The sequence below is a fragment of the Kocuria rhizophila DC2201 genome (assembly GCF_000010285.1).
In the GTDB taxonomy this organism is placed as follows: domain Bacteria; phylum Actinomycetota; class Actinomycetes; order Actinomycetales; family Micrococcaceae; genus Kocuria; species Kocuria rhizophila_A.
This window is the reverse complement of the sequence record NC_010617.1, coordinates 349586-368730: the sequence shown is the minus strand read 5'-3', so window position 1 is coordinate 368730 and position 19145 is coordinate 349586. Positions and strand designations below refer to the sequence as shown.

19 protein-coding genes and 2 tRNA genes are annotated in these 19145 nt (G+C 70.6%); 13 read left to right on the top strand and 8 right to left on the bottom strand.

Annotation, left to right across the window (positions count from 1 at the left end; translation table 11 throughout):
- Window positions 1-23: 23 nt before the first annotated feature.
- A complete protein-coding gene (locus tag KRH_RS01605) occupies window positions 24-572 on the bottom strand; it encodes a TetR/AcrR family transcriptional regulator (RefSeq protein WP_012397405.1) in 549 nt (182 codons plus the stop codon).
- A 73-nt stretch (window positions 573-645) separates the two neighbouring features.
- Complete coding sequence (manA, locus tag KRH_RS01600; RefSeq protein WP_041297270.1) at window positions 646-1875, bottom strand: mannose-6-phosphate isomerase, class I; 1230 nt, start codon at window positions 1873-1875, stop codon at window positions 646-648.
- An 80-nt stretch (window positions 1876-1955) separates the two neighbouring features.
- Here manA and KRH_RS01595 point away from each other — a divergent pair, with 80 nt between their 5' ends.
- Window positions 1956-3365 (top strand): phosphomannomutase/phosphoglucomutase, encoded by a 1410-nt coding sequence (locus KRH_RS01595; protein ID WP_012397403.1) that lies wholly within the window; start codon window positions 1956-1958, stop codon window positions 3363-3365.
- 250 nt (window positions 3366-3615) lie between these two features.
- On the opposite strand, the gene KRH_RS01590 is transcribed toward KRH_RS01595, so the two are convergent.
- The 3 genes from KRH_RS01590 to KRH_RS01580 form a co-directional block, all read right to left on the bottom strand.
- Window positions 3616-4800: a globin domain-containing protein gene (locus KRH_RS01590; RefSeq protein ID WP_012397402.1), complete on the bottom strand. Its 1185-nt coding sequence runs from the start codon at window positions 4798-4800 to the stop codon at window positions 3616-3618.
- A 57-nt stretch (window positions 4801-4857) separates the two neighbouring features.
- Window positions 4858-5388: an RrF2 family transcriptional regulator gene (locus KRH_RS01585; RefSeq protein WP_012397401.1), complete on the bottom strand. Its 531-nt coding sequence runs from the start codon at window positions 5386-5388 to the stop codon at window positions 4858-4860.
- Between the two features lie 107 nt (window positions 5389-5495).
- Window positions 5496-7361 carry a phosphoenolpyruvate carboxykinase (GTP) gene (locus KRH_RS01580; RefSeq protein WP_012397400.1) on the bottom strand — a complete coding sequence of 622 codons (1866 nt, stop codon included), beginning with the start codon at window positions 7359-7361 and terminating at the stop codon, window positions 5496-5498.
- A 271-nt stretch (window positions 7362-7632) separates the two neighbouring features.
- On the opposite strand from KRH_RS01580, the gene KRH_RS01575 reads away from it, so the two are divergent.
- The 3 genes from KRH_RS01575 to KRH_RS01565 all read left to right on the top strand — a co-directional run bounded on the left by KRH_RS01575 (window position 7633) and on the right by KRH_RS01565 (window position 9170).
- Window positions 7633-7705 (top strand) — tRNA-Arg (locus KRH_RS01575).
- Between the two features lie 26 nt (window positions 7706-7731).
- Window positions 7732-8892 carry a GmrSD restriction endonuclease domain-containing protein gene (locus KRH_RS01570; protein WP_081431571.1) on the top strand — a complete coding sequence of 387 codons (1161 nt, stop codon included), beginning with the start codon at window positions 7732-7734 and terminating at the stop codon, window positions 8890-8892.
- Between the two features lie 17 nt (window positions 8893-8909).
- Window positions 8910-9170: a hypothetical protein gene (locus KRH_RS01565; protein WP_012397398.1), complete on the top strand. Its 261-nt coding sequence runs from the start codon at window positions 8910-8912 to the stop codon at window positions 9168-9170.
- Here KRH_RS01565 and KRH_RS01560 read toward each other — a convergent pair.
- The 3 genes from KRH_RS01560 to upp all read right to left on the bottom strand — a co-directional run bounded on the left by KRH_RS01560 (window position 9142) and on the right by upp (window position 11462).
- On the bottom strand, window positions 9142-9663 hold the full coding sequence (locus KRH_RS01560; protein ID WP_012397397.1) for a SixA phosphatase family protein: 522 nt from the start codon (window positions 9661-9663) through the stop codon (window positions 9142-9144). The two genes, KRH_RS01565 and KRH_RS01560, sit on opposite strands and share 29 nt — an antisense overlap.
- 111 nt (window positions 9664-9774) lie before the next feature.
- Window positions 9775-10569, bottom strand: coding sequence for a winged helix-turn-helix domain-containing protein (locus KRH_RS01555; protein WP_012397396.1), 795 nt, complete (start codon window positions 10567-10569; stop codon window positions 9775-9777).
- A 257-nt stretch (window positions 10570-10826) separates the two neighbouring features.
- The gene (gene upp, locus KRH_RS01550) at window positions 10827-11462 is read right to left on the bottom strand and encodes a uracil phosphoribosyltransferase (protein ID WP_012397395.1); all 636 of its coding nucleotides are present in this window, start codon (window positions 11460-11462) and stop codon (window positions 10827-10829) included.
- 236 nt (window positions 11463-11698) lie between these two features.
- On the opposite strand from upp, the gene KRH_RS01545 reads away from it, so the two are divergent.
- The 9 genes from KRH_RS01545 to KRH_RS01505 all read left to right on the top strand — a co-directional run bounded on the left by KRH_RS01545 (window position 11699) and on the right by KRH_RS01505 (window position 19137).
- Window positions 11699-12610: an ABC transporter ATP-binding protein gene (locus tag KRH_RS01545; protein ID WP_012397394.1), complete on the top strand. Its 912-nt coding sequence runs from the start codon at window positions 11699-11701 to the stop codon at window positions 12608-12610.
- Window positions 12607-13890, top strand: coding sequence for an ABC transporter permease (locus KRH_RS01540; RefSeq protein WP_012397393.1), 1284 nt, complete (start codon window positions 12607-12609; stop codon window positions 13888-13890). Before KRH_RS01545 ends, KRH_RS01540 begins: the two co-directional genes overlap by 4 nt.
- 51 nt (window positions 13891-13941) lie before the next feature.
- Entirely contained in the window at window positions 13942-14625 is a 684-nt protein-coding gene (locus tag KRH_RS01535) for a hypothetical protein (protein WP_012397392.1), read from the top strand.
- Window positions 14626-14630: 5 nt separating this feature from the next.
- Window positions 14631-15107, top strand: a complete 477-nt coding sequence (gene tadA / locus KRH_RS01530) for a tRNA adenosine(34) deaminase TadA (protein ID WP_012397391.1) — start codon at window positions 14631-14633, stop codon at window positions 15105-15107.
- 91 nt (window positions 15108-15198) lie between these two features.
- Window positions 15199-15288, top strand: a tRNA-Ser gene (locus KRH_RS01525).
- Window positions 15289-15446: 158 nt separating this feature from the next.
- Window positions 15447-16499, top strand: a complete 1053-nt coding sequence (locus KRH_RS01520) for a flavin reductase family protein (protein WP_012397390.1) — start codon at window positions 15447-15449, stop codon at window positions 16497-16499.
- Window positions 16500-16569: 70 nt separating this feature from the next.
- Window positions 16570-17682, top strand: a complete 1113-nt coding sequence (locus KRH_RS01515; protein WP_012397389.1) for a fatty acid desaturase family protein — start codon at window positions 16570-16572, stop codon at window positions 17680-17682.
- 197 nt (window positions 17683-17879) lie between these two features.
- Window positions 17880-18701, top strand: coding sequence for a thioesterase family protein (locus tag KRH_RS01510; protein ID WP_012397388.1), 822 nt, complete (start codon window positions 17880-17882; stop codon window positions 18699-18701).
- Window positions 18702-18810: 109 nt separating this feature from the next.
- Complete coding sequence (locus tag KRH_RS01505) at window positions 18811-19137, top strand: 2Fe-2S iron-sulfur cluster-binding protein (protein WP_012397387.1); 327 nt, start codon at window positions 18811-18813, stop codon at window positions 19135-19137.
- Window positions 19138-19145 lie beyond the last annotated feature (8 nt).

The following is a 19145-nucleotide window of genomic DNA, read 5'->3' as shown; positions in this document are numbered from 1 at the left end:
CAGGGGGCGTGGTGGGCCCGCCCTCAGCAGCAGCTCATCGACTCCGCGAGCCCCGCACTGAGGGAGTGGGCCAGGGACTGCACGCTCACGCCCGGCTGCGCCACGAGGGACTCGGCGATCACGCCCACGAGACCGTGCACGATGAAGCGGTCGCACTCGCCGGCGTCCCGCACGCGGGGGTCCTCGATGCGCCCGCGCACCTCCCGCAGCCCGGTGACCGCGTGGTCCACCACGGCGTCCCGCACCAGGAAGCAGCCGGGTCCGGAGAGCACCGCGCGGTAGAAGTCCCGGAACTGCTCCACGTGCTCGGCGATGGGCGCGAGCACCACGTCCCAAGGGTTCGGCCGCTCGGCGTCCAGCGCGCTCACGCGCAGGGGCACCGTGGCCAGCAGGCTCTGGGTGGCGCTGCACAGCACCTGGTCCCTGGAGCCGAAGTTCTCGTACACGGCCTTGCGGCTGACGCCCGCGGCGTCAGCGATCTCGGTCATCCCGACCTGCGAACCGCGGGACGCCACCAGCTCCACGGTGGCCTGCACCACTGCCGCGCGGGTGCGTTCGATCCGCCGGTCCATCTGCACTCCCTAGCACTGCTCGTCAAACATGGGCCCAGCCATTCAACGCCTCTCGGCGGCCGCGCGCGACCATCTAAAGGGTGAGACGGGGCCCGTGCGGCCGGCCGGGAGTCACAGCCTCCACGAGGAACACACACCCCTCGCCGGTGATCCGCACGGTGCACGCGCCGCCCAGGCGCACGAGCGACTCCCCGGCCGCCGCGGCCGTGCCCTCGTCCTGCGCGCCGCCGTCCTCGGGCCCCGCCGTGGCGGAGACCCGTACGGAGCCCTCGGTGACGAGCACCATGCAGGTGTCCGCGACCTCGCGCACGAGCGGCGCACCGGGTGCCACCCGCGCGGACACGAGGGACAGGGCCGGATCCCACAGGGGGTAGTGCACGGCGCCGTCCTCGGCGGTGCGGGTCTGCAGCAGTTCCACGGGCTCCTGGGTCTGCGCCATCACGGCGAGCAGCTCGGGGACGTCGATGTGCTTGGAGGTCAGCCCCGCCCGCAGCACGTTGTCCGAGCACCCCATGATCTCCACGGCCGTGCCGCTGAGGTAGGCGTGGACCTGCTGCGCGGGGGTGAACAGCGCCTGCCCCGGAGCCAGGTGCACCACGTTCATGCACAGGGCCACCAGCATCCCCCGGTCCTGCGGGTGGTGCCGGCTCAGCAGCTCGATGAGGTGCACGGCGCGCTCGGCCGGGCCCTGCTCCGGGGACAGCGACCCGGTCCCCTCTTGTGAGGACGCCGCCGTGTCGCGTGCGGAGGCGGCCGCGGTGACGCACACGCGCACGGCCGCGGCGGCGTCGTCGTCACCGAGCTCCAGGGCGTGGCGCAGGGGACACGGGGAGGCGGCCGCCGCAGCGAGCCACGGCAGGTCCAGCGTCTCGGCGAGCTCCGCGAGCCGCCCGGGCTCCTGCTGCCCGGCGAGCAGCCACATGTCCGTGAGGGCGATGACCGTCTCCGGCTTGGCGTGCTCGTCCCGGTAGTTGCGGTGGGGTGCGTCCGGGGCGATCCCGGCGGCGTTCTCCCGCGCGAAGCCCTCCCGTGCCTGGTCGGAGGAGGGGTGGACCTGGATGGACAGGGGTGCGTCGATGGCCAGGACCTTGAGCAGGAACGGCAGGTGCGGGGCGATCTCGTCCAGGCCCCGCTGCTGCCCGGCGAGCTCCACGCGCGACGGTGCGCTCGCGTGGGCGCCCATCCACAGCTCCGCCTCCGGCCGTTCGGTGGGCCCGGGGCGGCCCTGCATGTCGGCGAGCACCGAGCAGGACCCCCAGGCGTAGTGCTGGATCGGGTTGCTCATCCTCAGGAACTCGGCCATGCCACACATGTAACCACAGCGCCCCGCGCGGACCCTGGCACCCCGCGAACCCCCAGGGCCCCTCCCGTAGAATCGGGGCCGTGACCACAGACCTTTCCTCATCATTCAAGGCCTACGACGTGCGCGGCATCGTGGGCGAGAGCATCACCGCCGAGAGCGTGCGGGCCACGGGCGCGGCCTTCGTGGACGTCCTGGGCCTGACCGGCTCCTCCGTGGTGGTGGGCGGGGACATGCGCCCCTCCTCCCCGGAGTTCGTCGAGGCCTTCGCGGCCGGTGCCACCCGCCGTGGCGCGGACGTCACGGTGATCGGCAGCATCTCCACGGACGAGCTGTACTTCGCGTGCGGCACCCTGGACTGCGCGGGCGCCACGTTCACGGCGAGCCACAACCCGGCGCAGTACAACGGGATCAAGATGGCCCAGGCCGGTGCGGTGCCCGTGTCCTCGGACACCGGGCTGTACGAGATCCGCGACGCCGCCCAGGCGTACCTGGACGCGGGCGAGATCGAGGCCGTGCCGCGCGGTGGTCGGGTGACCCGCCGGGACGTGCTGGGCGACTACGCCCGCTACCTGCGCTCGCTCGTGGACCTGAGCGGGATCCGTCCGCTGAAGGTCGTGGTGGACGCCGGCAACGGCATGGCCGGTCTCACCACCCCCGCGGTGCTGGGCGATGCCCTGCTGGAGGCCCTGCACCTGGAGATCGTGCCCCTGTACTTCGAGCTGGACGGCACGTTCCCCAACCACCCGGCCAACCCGCTGGAGCCCGCCAACCTGGTGGACCTGCAGAAGGCCGTCCGGGAGCACGGCGCCGACATCGGCCTCGCGTTCGACGGGGATGCCGACCGCTGCTTCGTGGTGGACCAGAACGGCGAGCCGGTCTCCCCGTCCGCCGTGGCGGCGATCGTCGCGGAGCGGGAGATCGCCCGTGCGCAGGCCGCGGGCGAGGAGCACCCCGTGGTGATCCACAACCTCATCACCTCCCAGGCCGTGCCGGAGCTGATCGAGGCGAACGGCGGGCGCGCCGTGCGCACCCGCGTGGGCCACTCCTTCATCAAGGCAGTGATGGCCTCCGAGCGCGCCGTGTTCGGCGGGGAGCACTCCGCGCACTACTACTTCAAGGACTTCTTCAACGCGGACACCGGGATGCTCGCGGCCATGCACGTGCTGGCCGCCCTGGGCGAGCAGACCGGCACGCTCAGCGACCTCATGGACCGCTACGACCCGTACGTGGCCTCCGGCGAGATCAACTCCGAGATCGAGGACAAGGCCGCCGCCGTGGACCGCGTGCGCGCGCACTTCGCCGAGACCGATCCCGCGGTCACGGTCGAGGACATGGACGGCACCACGTTCACGCACCCCACCCAGGGCTGGTGGTTCAACCTGCGCCCCTCCAACACGGAGCCCTTCCTGCGGCTCAACGTGGAGGCCCCGGACGCCGCGGCCATGGAGGCCGTGCGGGACACCGTCCTCAGGATCGTCCGCCAGGGCTGAGCACCCCGGGCACCATCCCCGCCTCCGGACAGGGTACGACGACGCCGCGCAGCCACCCGGCCGCGCGGCGTCGTCGTACCCCCGGCTCTCCGCACGTACCCGGCCCTCCGCGGGTGCCCGAGCCCTCCGCGCGTGCCCGCGGGCGCTGGGCGGGGGGCACCGCGAACGGGCGACGTCACCGGCCCACCGGGTCACCGCCGCCCGGCGCCCCGCCGAGCGGTCGCGCGCGTTGTGGCAGTGGTGACGGGGCTCAGGCCGCGGCGCGGGCCTCGTCGTGGAGCATCCACAGGTCCGGGCCGAAGATCTCGTAGTGGATCGCGCGGCCGGGCACGCCCGCGTCGACCAGCTGCGAGCGCACGGCCTGCATGAACGGCAGCGGGCCGCACATGAACACCTCGGCGTCCGCGGGGACCTCCACCCGGGAGACGTCCATCCGCCCCTCGTGGTCCCCCTCCCCCGGAACCCCGAGCCACGAGACCAGGCGGGCGTTGGGCAGCTGCGAGACGTACTCCCGCACCTGCTCCCGGCACGGCCAGGCCGCCGCAGAGTGGTCCGCGTGCAGCACCAGCACCTCCCGCTCGGGATCCTCGCGCACGAGCTGGTCGAGGAACGCGAGCACCGGCGTGATCCCGATGCCCGCGGACACCAGCACGAGCGGAGCGGGGGACGCCGGGTCCAGGACCACGTCCCCGTACGGGTTGGAGAGCTCCAGGACGTCCCCCACGGCCACGTCCCGGTGCAGCACCGGGGTGACCTCCCCCTGTGGGTCCTCCCGCACGATCACCCGGCGGTGGCCCGGGCGGCCCGGCACCAGCGTGAACTGGCGGGGCTGGCGCAGCCCGTCGGTCACGGTGACCTGCACGGTCACGTACTGCCCCGGGACCGCCGGGGTCATGGGGGTGCCGTCCGCGGGCTCGAACTCGAAGGCCAGCACACCGTCCGCCACGGCCTCCCTGGCGCTCACACGGAAGGGCGCGAACGCCACGCGGTTGGCCTGCCGGGCGTAGAGGTCCTTCTCGAGGGCGATGAGCGCGTCCGCCATGAGCCAGTAGACCTCGTCCCACGCGGCCACGACCTCCGGGGTGGCGGCGTCCCCGAGGTCCGCGGCAATGGCCTTGAACAGGTGCTCGTGCACCGTGGGGTACTCCCGGGGATCGAGCCCGAGGGACGCGTGCTTGTGCGCCACACGGGAGAGCACCTCGTCCGGGTAGGAGTCCGGGTGGTTCAGCAGGTGCGAGGCGAACATGGCGATCGACCCGGCCAGCGCCTGCGGCTGCGTGCCGTTCTTCTGGTTGGCGCGGCTGAACATCCCGTCCAGCAGGTCGGGGCGAGCCTCGAACATGGACCGGTAGAACACCGGGGTGATGTGGGGGATCCGCTCGGCGATGATCCCCAGGGTCTGGGCGATGACCGGGCGTGACTTCTCGGACAGCATGGCGGCTTCCTCTCGTCTGAACCTGACGAGACTAATTTAGCATTTAATATGCTGTGTTTAGTGAGCGGTGCTGTCGGGTCCCCCACCCGTGCGAGTGACCGGGGTGACGCCCGCCGCCCCCTCGCCCGGTGCAGTGCCCCCGGCGGGCGGGCGCAGCCCCAGCTGCACGGCGATCGGCCCCACCTGGCGGGGGTTCACCAGGTCCGTGACCGTGACGCCGTCGAGCTCCCGGTAGAACGCCTCCCGTGCACTGTTCAGCGCCCGGCGCAACCGGCACCCGTGGTTCAGCGGGCACGCCGCCTCGTCCGCCTCACACTCCACGATCGCCGTGTCCGCCTCGAGCTCCCGCAGCACCCGGCCCACGCTCACCCCGCACCCCTCGGCTGTGAGGGCAACGCCTCCCGCGCGGCCGCGCTGCGAGCACAGCAGGCCCATCCCCCGCAGCCGCGCCACGGTCTTGGCCACGTGGTGGTACGGGGCACCCACGCCCTCCGCGATGCGTTGCGTGGACAGCATGGTGCCCTGCGGCAGCCCGCCCATGAGCAGCAGCACGCGCAGGGCGATGTCCGAGAACGCCGTGAGCCGCATGGTCTTCCTCTCCTCGGTGCCGTCCGTCGGCACGCACGACGACGCCGCGCGGCCAGCTCGGCCGCGCGGCGCAATCGCACAGGGGGTCCGGCGGGTGCCGGCCCTCGTCAGTCGTTCTTCAGGCGCTCCTCGAGACCGGCGCGCTGCTCGAGGATGACCTCGGGGACGTCGCGCAGTCGGGCGAACCACTCGTCGATGCCGGGCAGCTCCGCGAGCCACTCGTCCTTGTCCACGCGCAGGGCTGCCTCGATCTCCTCGTCGGAGATCTCCAGACCCGTGAGGTCGAGGTCCTCCTTGGCCGGGAGGATGCCCACGGGGGTCTCGTGGCCGCCCGCGGTGCCCTTGAGGCGTTCCACGATCCACTTGACCACGCGCGAGTTCTCACCGAAGCCGGGCCACGCGAAACCGCCGTCCGGGGTGCGGCGGAACCAGTTCACGTAGTAGATCCGCGGCATGTTCTCCTCGCCCATGCGGGCGCCGGTGTCCAGCCAGTGCTCGAGGTAGTCGTTGGCGTTGTAGCCGATGAACGGGAGCATGGCCATGGGGTCGCGGCGCACCACACCCACCGCACCCTTGGCGGCGGCGGTGGTCTCGGAGGACAGCGTGGCGCCCTGGAACACGCCGTGCTCCCACCCGAAGGACTCGGACACCAGGGGCACGGTGGTCTTGCGGCGCCCGCCGAAGATGATCGCCGACAGCGGCACGCCCTCGGGGTCGTCGTACTCCGGGGCCAGGATCTCCACCTGCTTGATGGGGGTGCAGAACCGGGAGTTGGGGTGCGCGGCGGGTCGCCCGGACTCTGGGGTCCAGTCGTTGCCCTTCCAGTCTGTGAGGTGCTCGGGGACCTCGTCGGTCATGCCCTCCCACCACACGCCGCCGTCGTCGGTCAGCGCCACGTTGGTGAAGATGGTGTTGCCGCGAGCAATCGCGTGCATCGCGTTCGGGTTGGTGGACCACCCGGTGCCCGGCGCCACGCCGAACAGCCCAGCCTCCGGGTTGACCACGCGCGGGGTGCGGTCCTTGCCGAAGCGGATCCAGGCGATGTCGTCCCCGACCATCTCGGCCTTCCAGCCCTCGATGGTGGGCTCGAGCATCGCGAAGTTGGTCTTGCCGCACGCGGACGGGAAGGCCGCGGCGATGAAGCGGGAGTCGCCCTCGGGGTCCGTGACCTTGAGGATCAGCATGTGCTCGGCCAGCCAGCCCTCGTCGTGGGCGATCGCGGAGGCGATGCGCAGCGCGTAGCACTTCTTGCCCAGCAGTGCGTTGCCGCCGTAGCCGGAGCCGAAGGACCAGATGGCGCGGTCCTCGGGGAACTGCACGATGTACTTGGCCGGGTTGCAGGGCCAGGGGACGTCCTCCTCGCCCGGCTGCAGCGGGGCGCCCAGGGAGTGCACGCACTCCACGAACGGGGCCTTGTCCCGGGACATCTTCTCCAGCACGTCCGTGCCGATGGTGGCCATGATGCGCATGGAGCACACCACGTAGGGGGAGTCGGTGATCTCCACGCCGTACTGGGGCTTCTGCGCGTCCAGGGAGCCCATGACGAACGGGATCACGTACATGGTGCGCCCGCGCATGGCGCCGTTGAAGCGCTTGCGCAGGGTCTCCTTCATGACCTGCGGGTCCTCCCAGTTGTTGGTGGGCCCCGCCCCCTTCTGGGTCTTGGTGCAGATGAAGGTGCGCTCCTCCACGCGGGCGACGTCCTCGGGGTCGGAGAACGCCGCGAACGAATTGGGGAACTTGTCCTCCGCGAGACGCACCAGCGTGCCGGCCTCGACCATCTGGTCGGTCAGCTGGGCCCACTCGGCCTCGGAGCCGTCCGCCCAGTGGATGCGGTCCGGCGTGGCAAGCTCTGCGACCTCGCGCACCCAGTCCACGAGCTCCCGGTAGTCCGTGGGCGGGTTGTCCAGCGACTGCTGGACCTCGCGGTTGAGCTCGGTGGTCCCGGTGCTTGCTGTGCTGTTGTCAGCCATTGACATGTCTCCTCGTTGAGGCCGTCGTGCGTGCCGCACCACCGCGGGGCCGCGGCCGCCGGTTCACGCGCCGCACCTCGCTGTGCAACGGCGCCGGGGTCGGGCCTCCCCCGGGGGCACGGGGGTGTGCCTGGAGTCTATCGCGGTGCCGGGAACCCCGGACGAGAGTTACACCACATCCACCCCGCACGGAGAGCTCCGCGATTTGTCGCCGGGGGCACGCGGGTGTAAGTTGTTACCCGTTGCAGAGGCCGCGTGCCGCTGCACGAGGGCGCCTGTAGCTCAACGGATAGAGCATCTGACTACGGATCAGAAGGTTGTAGGTTCGAATCCTATCGGGCGCACTCCATCGGGACCCCGCATCCACCGGATGCGGGGTCCTTGCGTTAACCGCCGCCCCGCCGGCGCCGCCAGGATCGAGGACTCCCTGACTTCCCCCCGCACCTCCCCCGCCCGCAGCACCGCCATCGTGGCCGCGGTGCTCGCCGTCGCCCTCGCCGGGTGCGGCGCCCCGGGCACGTCCGCCCCCTCGTCGGACGCGCCGACCGCCTCCGCTGCGCGCACAACCGACACGACGACGCCGCCCGCGCCCTCCCCCACGCCGGCCGCGAGCCGCACCGGGGCAGCCGGGGCGGGGACGGCGTCGTCGTCCCCCTCCGACCGCACGCGCAGTGCCGCACCCGGAACGGCGCTCGCGGCACTGGGAGAAATCCCCGTGAAGGGCCGCGCGCCCAGGACCGGCTACTCGCGGGACGAGTTCGGCCCCCGCTGGGCGGACACGGACCACAACGGCTGCGACACCCGCAACGACGTCCTGCGGCGGGACCTCACCGGGGTGGAGGTGAAGCCGGGCACGCACGGCTGCAAGGTGGCCGCGGGCTCGCTGCTGAGCCCGTACACGGGGGAGGCCATGGCGTTCACGGCGGGCCGGGACACCAGCGCGGAGGTGCAGATCGACCACGTGGTGGCCCTCTCCGACGCGTGGCAGAAGGGTGCGCAGCAGCTCGACGCCGCCCGGCGCACCGAGCTCGCCAACGACCCCCTCAACCTGCTGGCCGTGGACGGCCCGAGCAACACTGCGAAGTCCGACGGGGACGCCGCCACCTGGCTGCCCCCGGCCAGGGGCGAGCGCTGCGAGTACGTCGCCACGCAGATCGCGGTGAAGAAGACCTACGAGCTGTGGGTCACGGACGCGGAGAAGCAGGCGCTGATCCGCGTGCTGGACACGTGCCCCGAGCAGATACTGCCGGGCCCGCGCGCCGTTCCGGCCCCGGCGGACGAACCCGCCGCGGAACCCGCGGCACCGCCCGCCGTGCCGGCGGCACCCGCCGCCCCGGCCGCGCCCGCACCCCGGCTGCCGGCTTCTGCGCAGCCCCCGGCCGGTGCGGGTGCGCCCGGCGGGGACGTGTACTTCTCCCGCTGCGCCGAGGCCCGCGCCGCCGGGATGGCGCCGCTGTACGCGGGATCCCCCGGGTACCGCCCGGGTCTGGACGGGGACGGCGACGGTGTAGCGTGCGAGGCCAAGCACTGACCCCTGCACGAGGCCGCATGAGACCCTTCCACCGCACGCTGCGGAGCCTGTGGCTCACCGCGGGCGTCCTGGTGGCGCTGGCCGCGGTGCTGTGGGGTGCCGCGCTGCTGGGCCTGCCTCTCGTCCCGGACGACGGTCTGGGCACCGCCGTAATCGGGTTCGTCCTGCTCCTGCTGAGCGTGATGAGCGCGGGGATCTCCCTGGCGTTCGTCATCGCCCGCGCCCGGCGTGAGGCGCGCCGGCGGCGGGTCACACCTCCGGTGCGTGGAACGCGGTGAGGCGGGCGTCCGCACCGTCGAGCAGCGCCCAGTCCCCGGGGACCTCCAGCACCGCGGTGCCCGCGGTGGGGAAGCCACCGGCCACGTCCATCATGGCGTCCGGGTCCGAGTCGCGTGAGGCCAGGCGCAGCACGGCGTCCAGGACACCCGGCATGTGCGCGACCACCAGCAGGGTGCGCACGGATTCCGGCACGTGGTTGACCGCGGCGACCAGCTGGGCGTCCGCCCCGTTGTAGAGCCCCTCCCACAACTGGGGAGTGGGCGCCTTCTCCCCCAGTTCGTGGCACACCCACGTGACCGTCTGCCGCGTGCGCAGGGCGGGCGAGACCAGGATCATCTCTGGCGGCGCGTTCTCCGCCAGCCACGCCCCCGCCGCCGCGGCCTCCCGCGCACCGCGCGGCACGAGCGGACGGTCGTGGTCCGGGACGTCCCGCGGGTAGTCGGCTTGCCCGTGGCGCATGATCACCAGGTGCTTGAGGTCGTGGCGGGTCATGCAGGCCAGTCTGTCACGGGCCGCCCACCCCGGGTGACGACGCCGCCGGGCACCGTTGCGGGCGGCGTCGTGCACGCTTCGCGGCGGCGCGCACGTGCGGCCGCGGCGCCGTCAGATGGAGTACTCGGGAGCCGCCCACACGACCACCTCGGGGTGGTCGTAGAAGCGGTAGCCCTGGCCCCGCACGGTGCGCACGGTGTTGGCCAGGCGCCCCAGCTTGGAGCGCAGCCGCCGCACGTGGACGTCGATGGTGCGCTCGGAGGGCACCTCCTCGGCGTCCTCCCACAGGTTGTCGAGCAGCTCGGTGCGGCCCACGGTGCGCGTGCCGTTCTCCACCAGGTAGTTGAGCAGCTCGAACTCGCGGTGCGTGAGGTTGAGCAGGTCCCCGTCCAGGAACACCTCGCGGCGGGACAGGTCGATCAGCACGCCCACGCGCTGGTGGTCGATGCGGCTGCCGGCACCGCACGCGGGCAGCGGCGCGATGGGCTCGATCACCGGATCCGTGAAGGTGGGGTCCCCCAGGGCGCTGCGCACCACCTCGAGGTCCGTGCCCTGCGCGTTCACCGGGGCGAGCGCCACGGCGGCGTAGGAGTCGGACCCGGGAACGGTGGAACGGATGTGCTGGCGGATCTCCTGCACGAGCTGGACCAGGTTGATCCCCCGGTCCGCCGCGGCCTGCTCGTCCACGCCCACGTACAGCACGAAGCCGCGGGCCTCGGTGGGCTGCTGGTCGGGCACCTGGGGGTCCCGGACCTCGGGGGCGTAGTCCGCGGAGACGGAGCGCAGGTGGCGGTGCTCCTCGGGAGCCCCGGGAGCGCGGTGGGCTCCGCGTGCGCGCACAGGGGCCTGGGCGCCGGACAGCCGGTGCCGCTGGGAGATGTGGACGTAGCCCGGTGCGCCTGACATTCGTACCCCTGCCTCGTGAAGCCCCGTTCCCGTGAATTTCCTGGAAAACGGTGTTATATCCCATGTTCCGCGACATGGGGCTGGACTGGCAAGTAATATATGCGCTTTTTTCTCACATGGTGAGATGGGGTACACCTCTGGCGTGTCCGGAGCGAAAAAAGGTTGCAATTCGCCCGGGCTTAGGGGTCAGGTGTGGCGCATCATGGTGGGGGATCACATCCCGCACGTCTTTCGCTGGTCGGCGGCTGCCGGGCAGCTCAGTCCACGACGCCGTACAGACGGTCCCCGGCGTCCCCGAGCCCCGGCACGATGTAGGCGTTCTCGTCGAGCCGCTCGTCCACGGAGGCGAGCACCACGTTCACCTCGCTGTCCCCGAGCTCCTTCTCGAGCCGGTCGAGCCCCTCGGGGGCGGCCAGCAGGCACACGCACGTGATGTCCTGCGCACCGCGGCGGTACAGGAACTTGATGGCCTCGCTGAGGGTGCCACCCGTGGCGAGCATGGGATCGAGCACGTACACCTGGCGCCCCGTGAGGTCGTCCGGCAGCCGTTCGGCGTAGGTGATGATGTCCAGGGTGGCGTCGTCCCGGGCCATGCCCAGGAAGCCGACCTCCGCGGTGGGGATCAGGTGGGTCATGCCCTCGAGCATCCCCAGCCCGGCGCGCAGGATGGGAACCACCAGCGGGCGCGGGCGGGTCAGGGCGGTGCCCTGCGTCTCGGCCACCGGGGTCTGGATGGTCACCGGCTCCACGCGGACATCCCGGGTGGCCTCGTAGGCCAGCAGCGTGACCAGTTCCTCCACCAGCTGGCGGAACACGGGGGACGGGGTGTCCTTCTCGCGCAACACGCTCAGCTTGTGGGCGACCAACGGGTGATCCAAGACAGTGACTCGCATACCCAGAATCTAGCAGTAGCCCCGGCTGCGCGGACCATCGCCGGAGCGGGCTCCACCGGCCCCGGCCCACGCGCCCACGACGCCGCCGTCCCCGGCCGGACGGGTCACGTCACGACTTCGTCACGGGACACCGCCGCACGCCGTGCAGGATGGTGCCGTGCCCTACTCTCGTAGGGAACATGCGATCCCGCTCCACCCAGTCCTGCGCACGGCAACCCTCGGAAGGGGCACCACACATGACGGCACCGGTTCTCGAGACGGAGAATTTGGTCAAGATCTACGGCAGGGGCGACACCCGCTTCGACGCCCTCAAGGGCATCAACCTGGAGATCGGCAAGGGCGAGTCCGTGGCCGTGGTGGGCAAGTCCGGCTCGGGCAAGTCCACCCTCATGCACCTGCTCGCGCTGCTGGACGCCCCCACCCACGGCGTGGTGGCCGTGGAGGGCAGGCCCACCGGGGACCTCGGCGCCAAGGAGCTCAACGAGCTGCGCAACTCCGCGTTCGGCTTCGTGTTCCAGCAGTTCTTCCTGACACCCAACCAGAGCGTGCTGGAGAACGTCACGCTGCCCCTGAAGATCGCGGGCGTCCCCGCGTCCGAGCGCAAGCGCCGGGGCCTCGAGGCGCTCGAGCAGCTGGAGATGGCGGACAAGGCGGACAACAAGGCCACCGACCTCTCCGGCGGGCAGAAGCAGCGCGTGGTGATCGCCCGCGCGCTCATCAACGACCCCTCCGTGATCTTCGCGGACGAGCCCACCGGCAACCTGGACTCCGCGACCTCCAAGGTGGTGGAGGACATCCTCTTCGGACTCAACCGGGACAAGGGGATCACCCTGGTGGTCGTGACCCACGACGAGGACCTCGCCAAGCGCTGCTCGCGCCAGATCTACCTGGTGGACGGGCAGATCGTGCCGAGCCCCGAGAAGCCCGCGAGCGACGTCGCCCCCGGATCCCCGGCCCACCCGTGGGCCCAGCAGCCCGCCGAGGCCGCTGCGGAGACCCTGCAGGTCACCGAGCCCGCCACCGGGGAGGTGGTCACGATCAGCCAGGCCGACGCCGCCGAGATCGCCCGCGCCGCCCAGGAACCACCGCGCCCCGGCAAGCACGCCGCGCCCGCCCCCACCCCCGAGCAGCCAGGAGCCACCGCGTGAAATTCATCGATCTGCTGCGCACGGCGATCGGGAACACGTTCCGGGCCAAGGCGCGCACCATCCTGACCGTGATCGCGATCTTCATCGGCTCGTTCACGCTCACCCTGACCTCCGGGATCGGCACGGGCGTCAACGACTACATCGACAAGACCGTGGCCGCGTTCGGCAACGAGAACGCCCTGTTCGTCCAGAAGGTCTCCGAGCAGTCCGCCCCCGGCTCCAGCGAGCAGGACGGACCCACCGAGTACAACCCGGACGAGACCAACGTGCAGCTCGGCTTCGGCTCCATCAGCGGCCTGACCGACTCGGACATCGACAAGATCGAGAAGATCGACGGCGTGGGCTCGGTGGACCCCATGTACATGGTCACCCCCAAGTACCTGGAGGCCCCCGGCGGCGAGAAGTTCACGCTCAGCCTGGGCTCGCCCCCGGAGGCGGACGGGCTGCAGCTCGAGTCCGGTGAGGCCCCGGAGCGCGGCAAGGACGAGATCCTGCTGCCCTCCTCGTGGGTCGAGCCCCTGGGCCTGGGATCCAACCAGGACGCCGTGGGCAAGACCGTGAAGATCGCGCTGGGCAACGCCGTGGACCAGGACAGGACGTTCACCGTCAAGGTCTCGGGCGTCGCCCAGGCCTCACTGGCGGGCTCCTCCGACAACCCCATCCCCTCCGCGGGCCTGAACAAGAAGCTCTACGACTACCAGGTCTCCGGAAGCCCCCGGAAGGTCCCGAACTCGTACCTGACCGCCACCGCCACCGTGGACGACATGTCCAAGGTGGGCGCCATCAAGTCGCAGCTCTCGGACGAGAACATGCTCGGACGCACCGTGGAGGACCAGCTGGGCATGTTCCGCGCGGTCATCAACGGCATCGTGTGGATCCTCAACTCCTTCGCCATCATCGCGCTGCTCGCCGCGGGCTTCGGCATCGTGAACACGCTGCTGATGTCCGTGCAGGAGCGCACCCGGGAGATCGGGCTGATGAAGGCGCTGGGCATGAGCGGGGGCAAGGTCTTCGGCCTGTTCTCCCTCGAGGCGATCTTCATCGGCTTCCTGGGCTCCGCGATCGGCGCCGGCGTAGCCGTGGCAGCCGGGAGCATCCTCAGCGGGGTGCTCTCCAACGGGCTGCTGTCGTCACTGCCCGGGCTGAGCCTGTTCCTGTTCAACCCCGTGAACATCGCCCTGATCATCCTCTCGGTCATGTTCATCGCCTTCCTGGCCGGCACCATCCCCGCCGTGCGGGCTGCCCGCCAGGATCCCATCACCGCCCTGCGCTACGAGTGACCCCCCACACCTGCACCACCACTCGCACCACCACATGAAAGGACGGCAGTCATGAGCACCACTCCGAACGAACCGCAGAACCCGCAGTCCGGCATCCCCGGACAGCCCGGCCCCGCACAGTCCGGCCAGCCCATGCCCTACGGCCAGGGCGCGGTCAACGGCGCACCGCAGGGTGGCCCCAACGGCCAGCAGTACGGTCAGGCCGGAGGCAAGTTCGGCACCGCGGAGTACAACCCCGGGCAGTACACCGGCCTGATGGAGCGCCCCTCCACGATCGACCGGCTGCTCAAGCTGACGCTGGTGTCGCTGGGCATCTACGTGCTCAACGCCGTCCTGGGACTGGTCGCGACTGCCAACATCGACTTCCCCGAGCTCTACCGCAACATGGGCTTGAGCACTGAGACGGCGAACCAGACTGCCGACCGCGCTTCCGGTGTGGGTGGCCCCATCGGCTCGATCATCAGCATGATCGTCACCATCGGCTTGTACCTCCTGGTGTACACCTTCCTCAAGAAGGGCAAGAACTGGGCACGAGTCCTTGGCACCGTGTTTGCGGCCATTTCGATCCTGGGCGGCATCTTCAACCTGTTCACCGCCTTCGTCTTCCCTGCCCCGTGGAACATCCTCATCGTCGCCCTTGGCCTGGTGAAGGTTGTCGTGGACATCCTCTGGATCGTCACCGCGTACAAGGCCCCCACCACCGCCTGGTTCAACCAGAACAGCGTGCAGCGATGAGTCGCATGGCTCTTCCGCACACCGCCAGGTCCATCCAGCTCGAGGGCTGGATGGACCTGGCGCTTTCCGAGGCCGCACTCACGGCCGCGTCCGGGGACGTGCCCATCGGCGCCGTCGTGCTGGACACGGACGGGCGGGTGATCGGCACCGGGCGCAACCGCCGCGAGGAGTGCGGGGACCCCACCGCGCACGCGGAGGTGCTCGCCCTGCGCGAGGCGGCGGCGCACCGCGGTGAGTGGCGGCTGGAGGGGTGCACCCTCGTCGTCACCCTGGAGCCGTGCGCCATGTGCGCCGGGGCGGTCGTGCTCGCCCGCGTGCCCACCGTGGTGTTCGGCGCGTGGGACCCCAAGGCCGGGGCGTGCGGCTCGGTGTTCGACATCGTGCGGGACCCCCGCCTCAATCACTGGGTGGAGGTCACCGGCGGCGTGCGCGAGGACGAGTGCGCCGCTCTGCTGCGCGATTTCTTCCGCACCCACCGCTGAGCGCCGCATTCCCCGACGCCGCCGCGCAGCCTGCCAGCCCAGGGCTCCGGTTTGGAGGGGTTGCGTCTCGGCCTGTAAAGTGCTGGGAGCTGGTGACGTGTCCGAGCGGCCGAAGGTGCATCACTCGAAATGATGTTTGGTGTCAAAGCCAACGTGGGTTCAAATCCCACCGTCACCGCCACTGTCCCGATCAGGGACTCCGAGAACACCCCGAACCTCAGGTTCGGGGTGTTCTCCGTTGCAGGGGAGCACCACGCCGCAGAGCGTCCAGGAAGCCCGAAGGATGAAAAGGGCCCGCAGGGATTGCCGGCCTGCTTATCAATCGGATAGAACTTGGGCATGGGCCGCTCCGGGATCGTGAGATTCCTCCACGCAGCAGCCGGCATCCTGAGCTACCCCCAGGATCCGCGCTCGTTTGCACAACTCTTCGGCGCACTCTCGAGCGCCCACTACACGCGCGGGCGGATCACCCGCATCCACCGAGAGACGCCCGACACCGTGACCGCGTTCTTCACCGCCGGCGACGGCTGGATCCCGCACCGCGCGGGCCAGTGGGCGCGGATCGGCGTAGAGGTGGACGGGAAGCGGATCTGGCGCCCCTACTCCCTCAGCGCTCCCGAGCAGGGCGACCCCTCGATCACCGTCAGGGCCCAGGGGACCGTGTCCGAGCACCTCGTGCACCGGGCCGCCCCCGGGGACGTGCTGTACCTGGAGCGCCCGGAGGGGCAGTTCATCCTCCCGGAGATGCCCACGGCGCTGCTCTTCATGGTAGCCGGTTCCGGCATCACCCCGGTGATGTCCATGCTGCGGACCCTCATGCCGCGCAGACCGGATCACGACGTGGTCCTGGTCTACGTGGCCAGGAACCGGGAGTCGTGCATCTTCCACGACGAGATCCTGGAGCTCGCCGACCAGTTCCGGGGCCTGCGCCCGGTCTTCTGGTTCACCGAAGAGCGCGGGCGGCTCGACGCCGCGGACCCGGGTGCAGTGGGCGCGCTGTGCCCCGACCACCGGGCGCGCGCGACGTACGCGTGCGGCCCGGACTCCTTCGTCACGGCCGTGGAGGCCCTGGGGGAGGTTTCCGGTCACGCCCCCGTGGTGGAGAGGTTCGACGTGGCGCGCGCAGCCACCGGCGGGCGCCCGGGAGAGATCCGTCTCCAGCAAAGCGGCCTCACGGTGGCGGTGGGCGGACGCGACACCATCCTGGAGGCCGCCGAACGCGCCGAGCACCCTCTGCCCCACGGCTGCCGGATGGGCATCTGCCACAGCTGCCTGATTCCCATGACGGACGGAGCGGTCACCAACATCCGCACCGGTGAGCTCCACCGGGAACCCGGACCCATCCAGACCTGCGTGACGCGGCCCGCCCCCTATGCCGCGTTCGATGCCTGACACCCACCACCCTCCCCTCTCCGCCGGCACCGATCCCTCCGGCCTGCACCCCCGGAACAAAGGAACCACCATGACGCTCACCTCAGTCACCCCCACCCAGAACACCAGAACAGCGCCGCGTCCACCGGGTGATCCCCTGAACCTCACACGGGCGGAACTCGACGACCTCGCGGCACAGCTCGACGCCGTGCGGGAGGACATCTTCTCCCAGCGCGGGCAGTCGGACGCACGCTACATCCGCCGTGTGGTGGCCCTGCAGCGCGGCCTGGAGATGACGGGGCGCGCGTGCATGATCTTCTCCAAACACCGGCCCCTGTGGTGGGCGGGCGTGGGCTGTCTGAGCGTGGGCAAGATCCTGGAGAACATGGAGATCGGCCACAACGTGCTCCACGGTCAGTGGGACTGGATGAACGACAAGGAGATCCACTCCACCACGTGGGAGTGGGACTTCGTGGCACCGTCCGCCGGCTGGCAGCGCACCCACAACGATCTCCACCACACCTGGACCAACGTGCTCGGCAAGGACCGGGACGTGGGGTACAACGTGCTGCGCATGGACCCGGACCAGCCGTGGCGGCCCGTGAACCTGCTCAATCCCGTGATCAATCTCCTGCTGGCCCCGGCGTTCGAGTGGGGGATCGCCATCTACGACGTGGAGCTGGACCAGTTCCGCGCCGGGACCAAGTCCGGCCGAGCCACCTGGGAGGACTTCAAGCGGGTGATGAAGAAGCTCGGGAGGCAGTCCGCGAAGGATTTCCTGGTCTCCCCCCTGCTGGCATCCCTCACCGGGTCGGGGAAGGCGTCGATCAAGGGCTTCCTGGCGGCGAACGTGATCCGCAACGTGTGGGCGCACGCGGTGATCTTCTGCGGCCACTTCCCGGACGGCGCGGAGACCTTCACGGAGGACGAGGTGGAGAACGAGTCGCGGGGGCACTGGTACCGGCGGCAGGCCATGGGATCCGCGAACATCGACGGCTCCCGCCTCATGCACTTCATGAGCGGCAACCTGTCCTTCCAGATCGAGCACCACCTGTTCCCGGACATGCCCTCCAACAGGCTGTCCCAGATCGCACCGCGCGTGCGGGAGATCTGCCGGCAGTACGGGATCCGGTACACCTCCGGCCCGCTGCCCCAGCAGGTCTTCCAGGCGTGGCGCAAGGTGTTCAGGCTGGCCCTGCCCTGATCTCACCCGGAGTCCGGGACAGGTGCTCGACTCGCCGAGAACTTCTGCGAGGCAGGCGCGAGCCCGCGCTACGCGCCGGTAGGCGTTCACACAGCCCTCCCCCTAGGGTGTAATCCGGCACACACTTCGGTCGTGGATGGGGGTGTCCCCTGGGACGCGCCGCGCACCCACGGCCCGGACAGGAAGAGGATCAGAGCATGAGCGACGAGCAGCCCGTGGGGCACCTGGGCGTGAACGGCGAGGACACCCCGGACGCCCACTACATCCGCACCGGGGAGCACAGCTTCCGCACCACCGTGTACACACAGGGCGCGTGGAGCCCCCTGGAGCAGCACATGGCGGCGTCCTCCGGGCTGCTGGTGCACGAGATCGAGCGCAACCACCCGCGTGAGGACATGATCCCGGTGCGGTTCTCGTTCGACATCCTGGGCTTCATTGCCGGCGGCGAGATCGAGGTGCACACCCGCGTGCTGCGCCCGGGCAAGACCATCGAGCTGGTCGAGGCCACCATGAGCAGCGGCGGGCGGGACTGCATCCGGCTGAGCATGTGGCGGCTGAAGACCTCGGACACCCAGGACGTGGCGGGCGGCGAGATCGAACCGCTCACCCCGCTGGAGCAGTGCGAGGAGCTGAACATGTACGAGCAGTGGGGCGGCGGCTACATCGGCTCCCTCGAGGCCCGCGTGGCGCGCATGCCCCGCCCGGGCAGCGGCGCGGGCTGGCTGCGGATCAGCAAGGCCGTGGTGGAGGGCGAGGACTCCTCCCCCACCGCCCAGTTCATCAGCGCGGTGGACGCCGCCAACGGTCTGGCGCCCCGCGTGGAGATCGGCCCGTGGGCGTTCCCCAACGTGGACCTCACCATCCACATGTTCCGCGCCCCCGTCTCCGCATGGGTGGGCCTGGACACCAACGTGGAGTTCGGCGGGGACGGCGTGGGCCTGACCCACTCGGAGCTCTTCGACGAGCAGGGCCCCATCGGCCGGGTGGCGCAGGCGCTCACCGTGCGCCGCATGGGCTGAGGCCCGGGCGGCGTCGTGCGATGACGCAGGGTTTGACGGGCGCTCGTAGAATGGCGGCTGATTCCCAGAACAATTCGGACGGGGTGCGAGCCCCAGGAGGTCCAGGCGAGTGAGCAGCATCCAGATCAACGTGACCGACCGCGACGGTGTGCGCACCCAGGGTGTGGAGTGGAAGGACTTCGAGTCCCTCATGGAGTGCCTCACCCGCAACAAGTTCCCCATCCTGGCCACGTGCGGCGGCAACGCCTCGTGCTCCACGTGCCACTCGTACCTGGACCAGGAGACGTTCGTGAAGACGGGCGGCACCAACGAGGAGGAGGAGGACCTCCTGGAGATGCTGGACGACACCCGCCATGACAACTCTCGCCTGACCTGCCAGGTGGAGTGGTCCGAGGACCTGGACGGCGCGGAGATCGAGATCGCCCCGGAGTGGTGAGCGCCCAC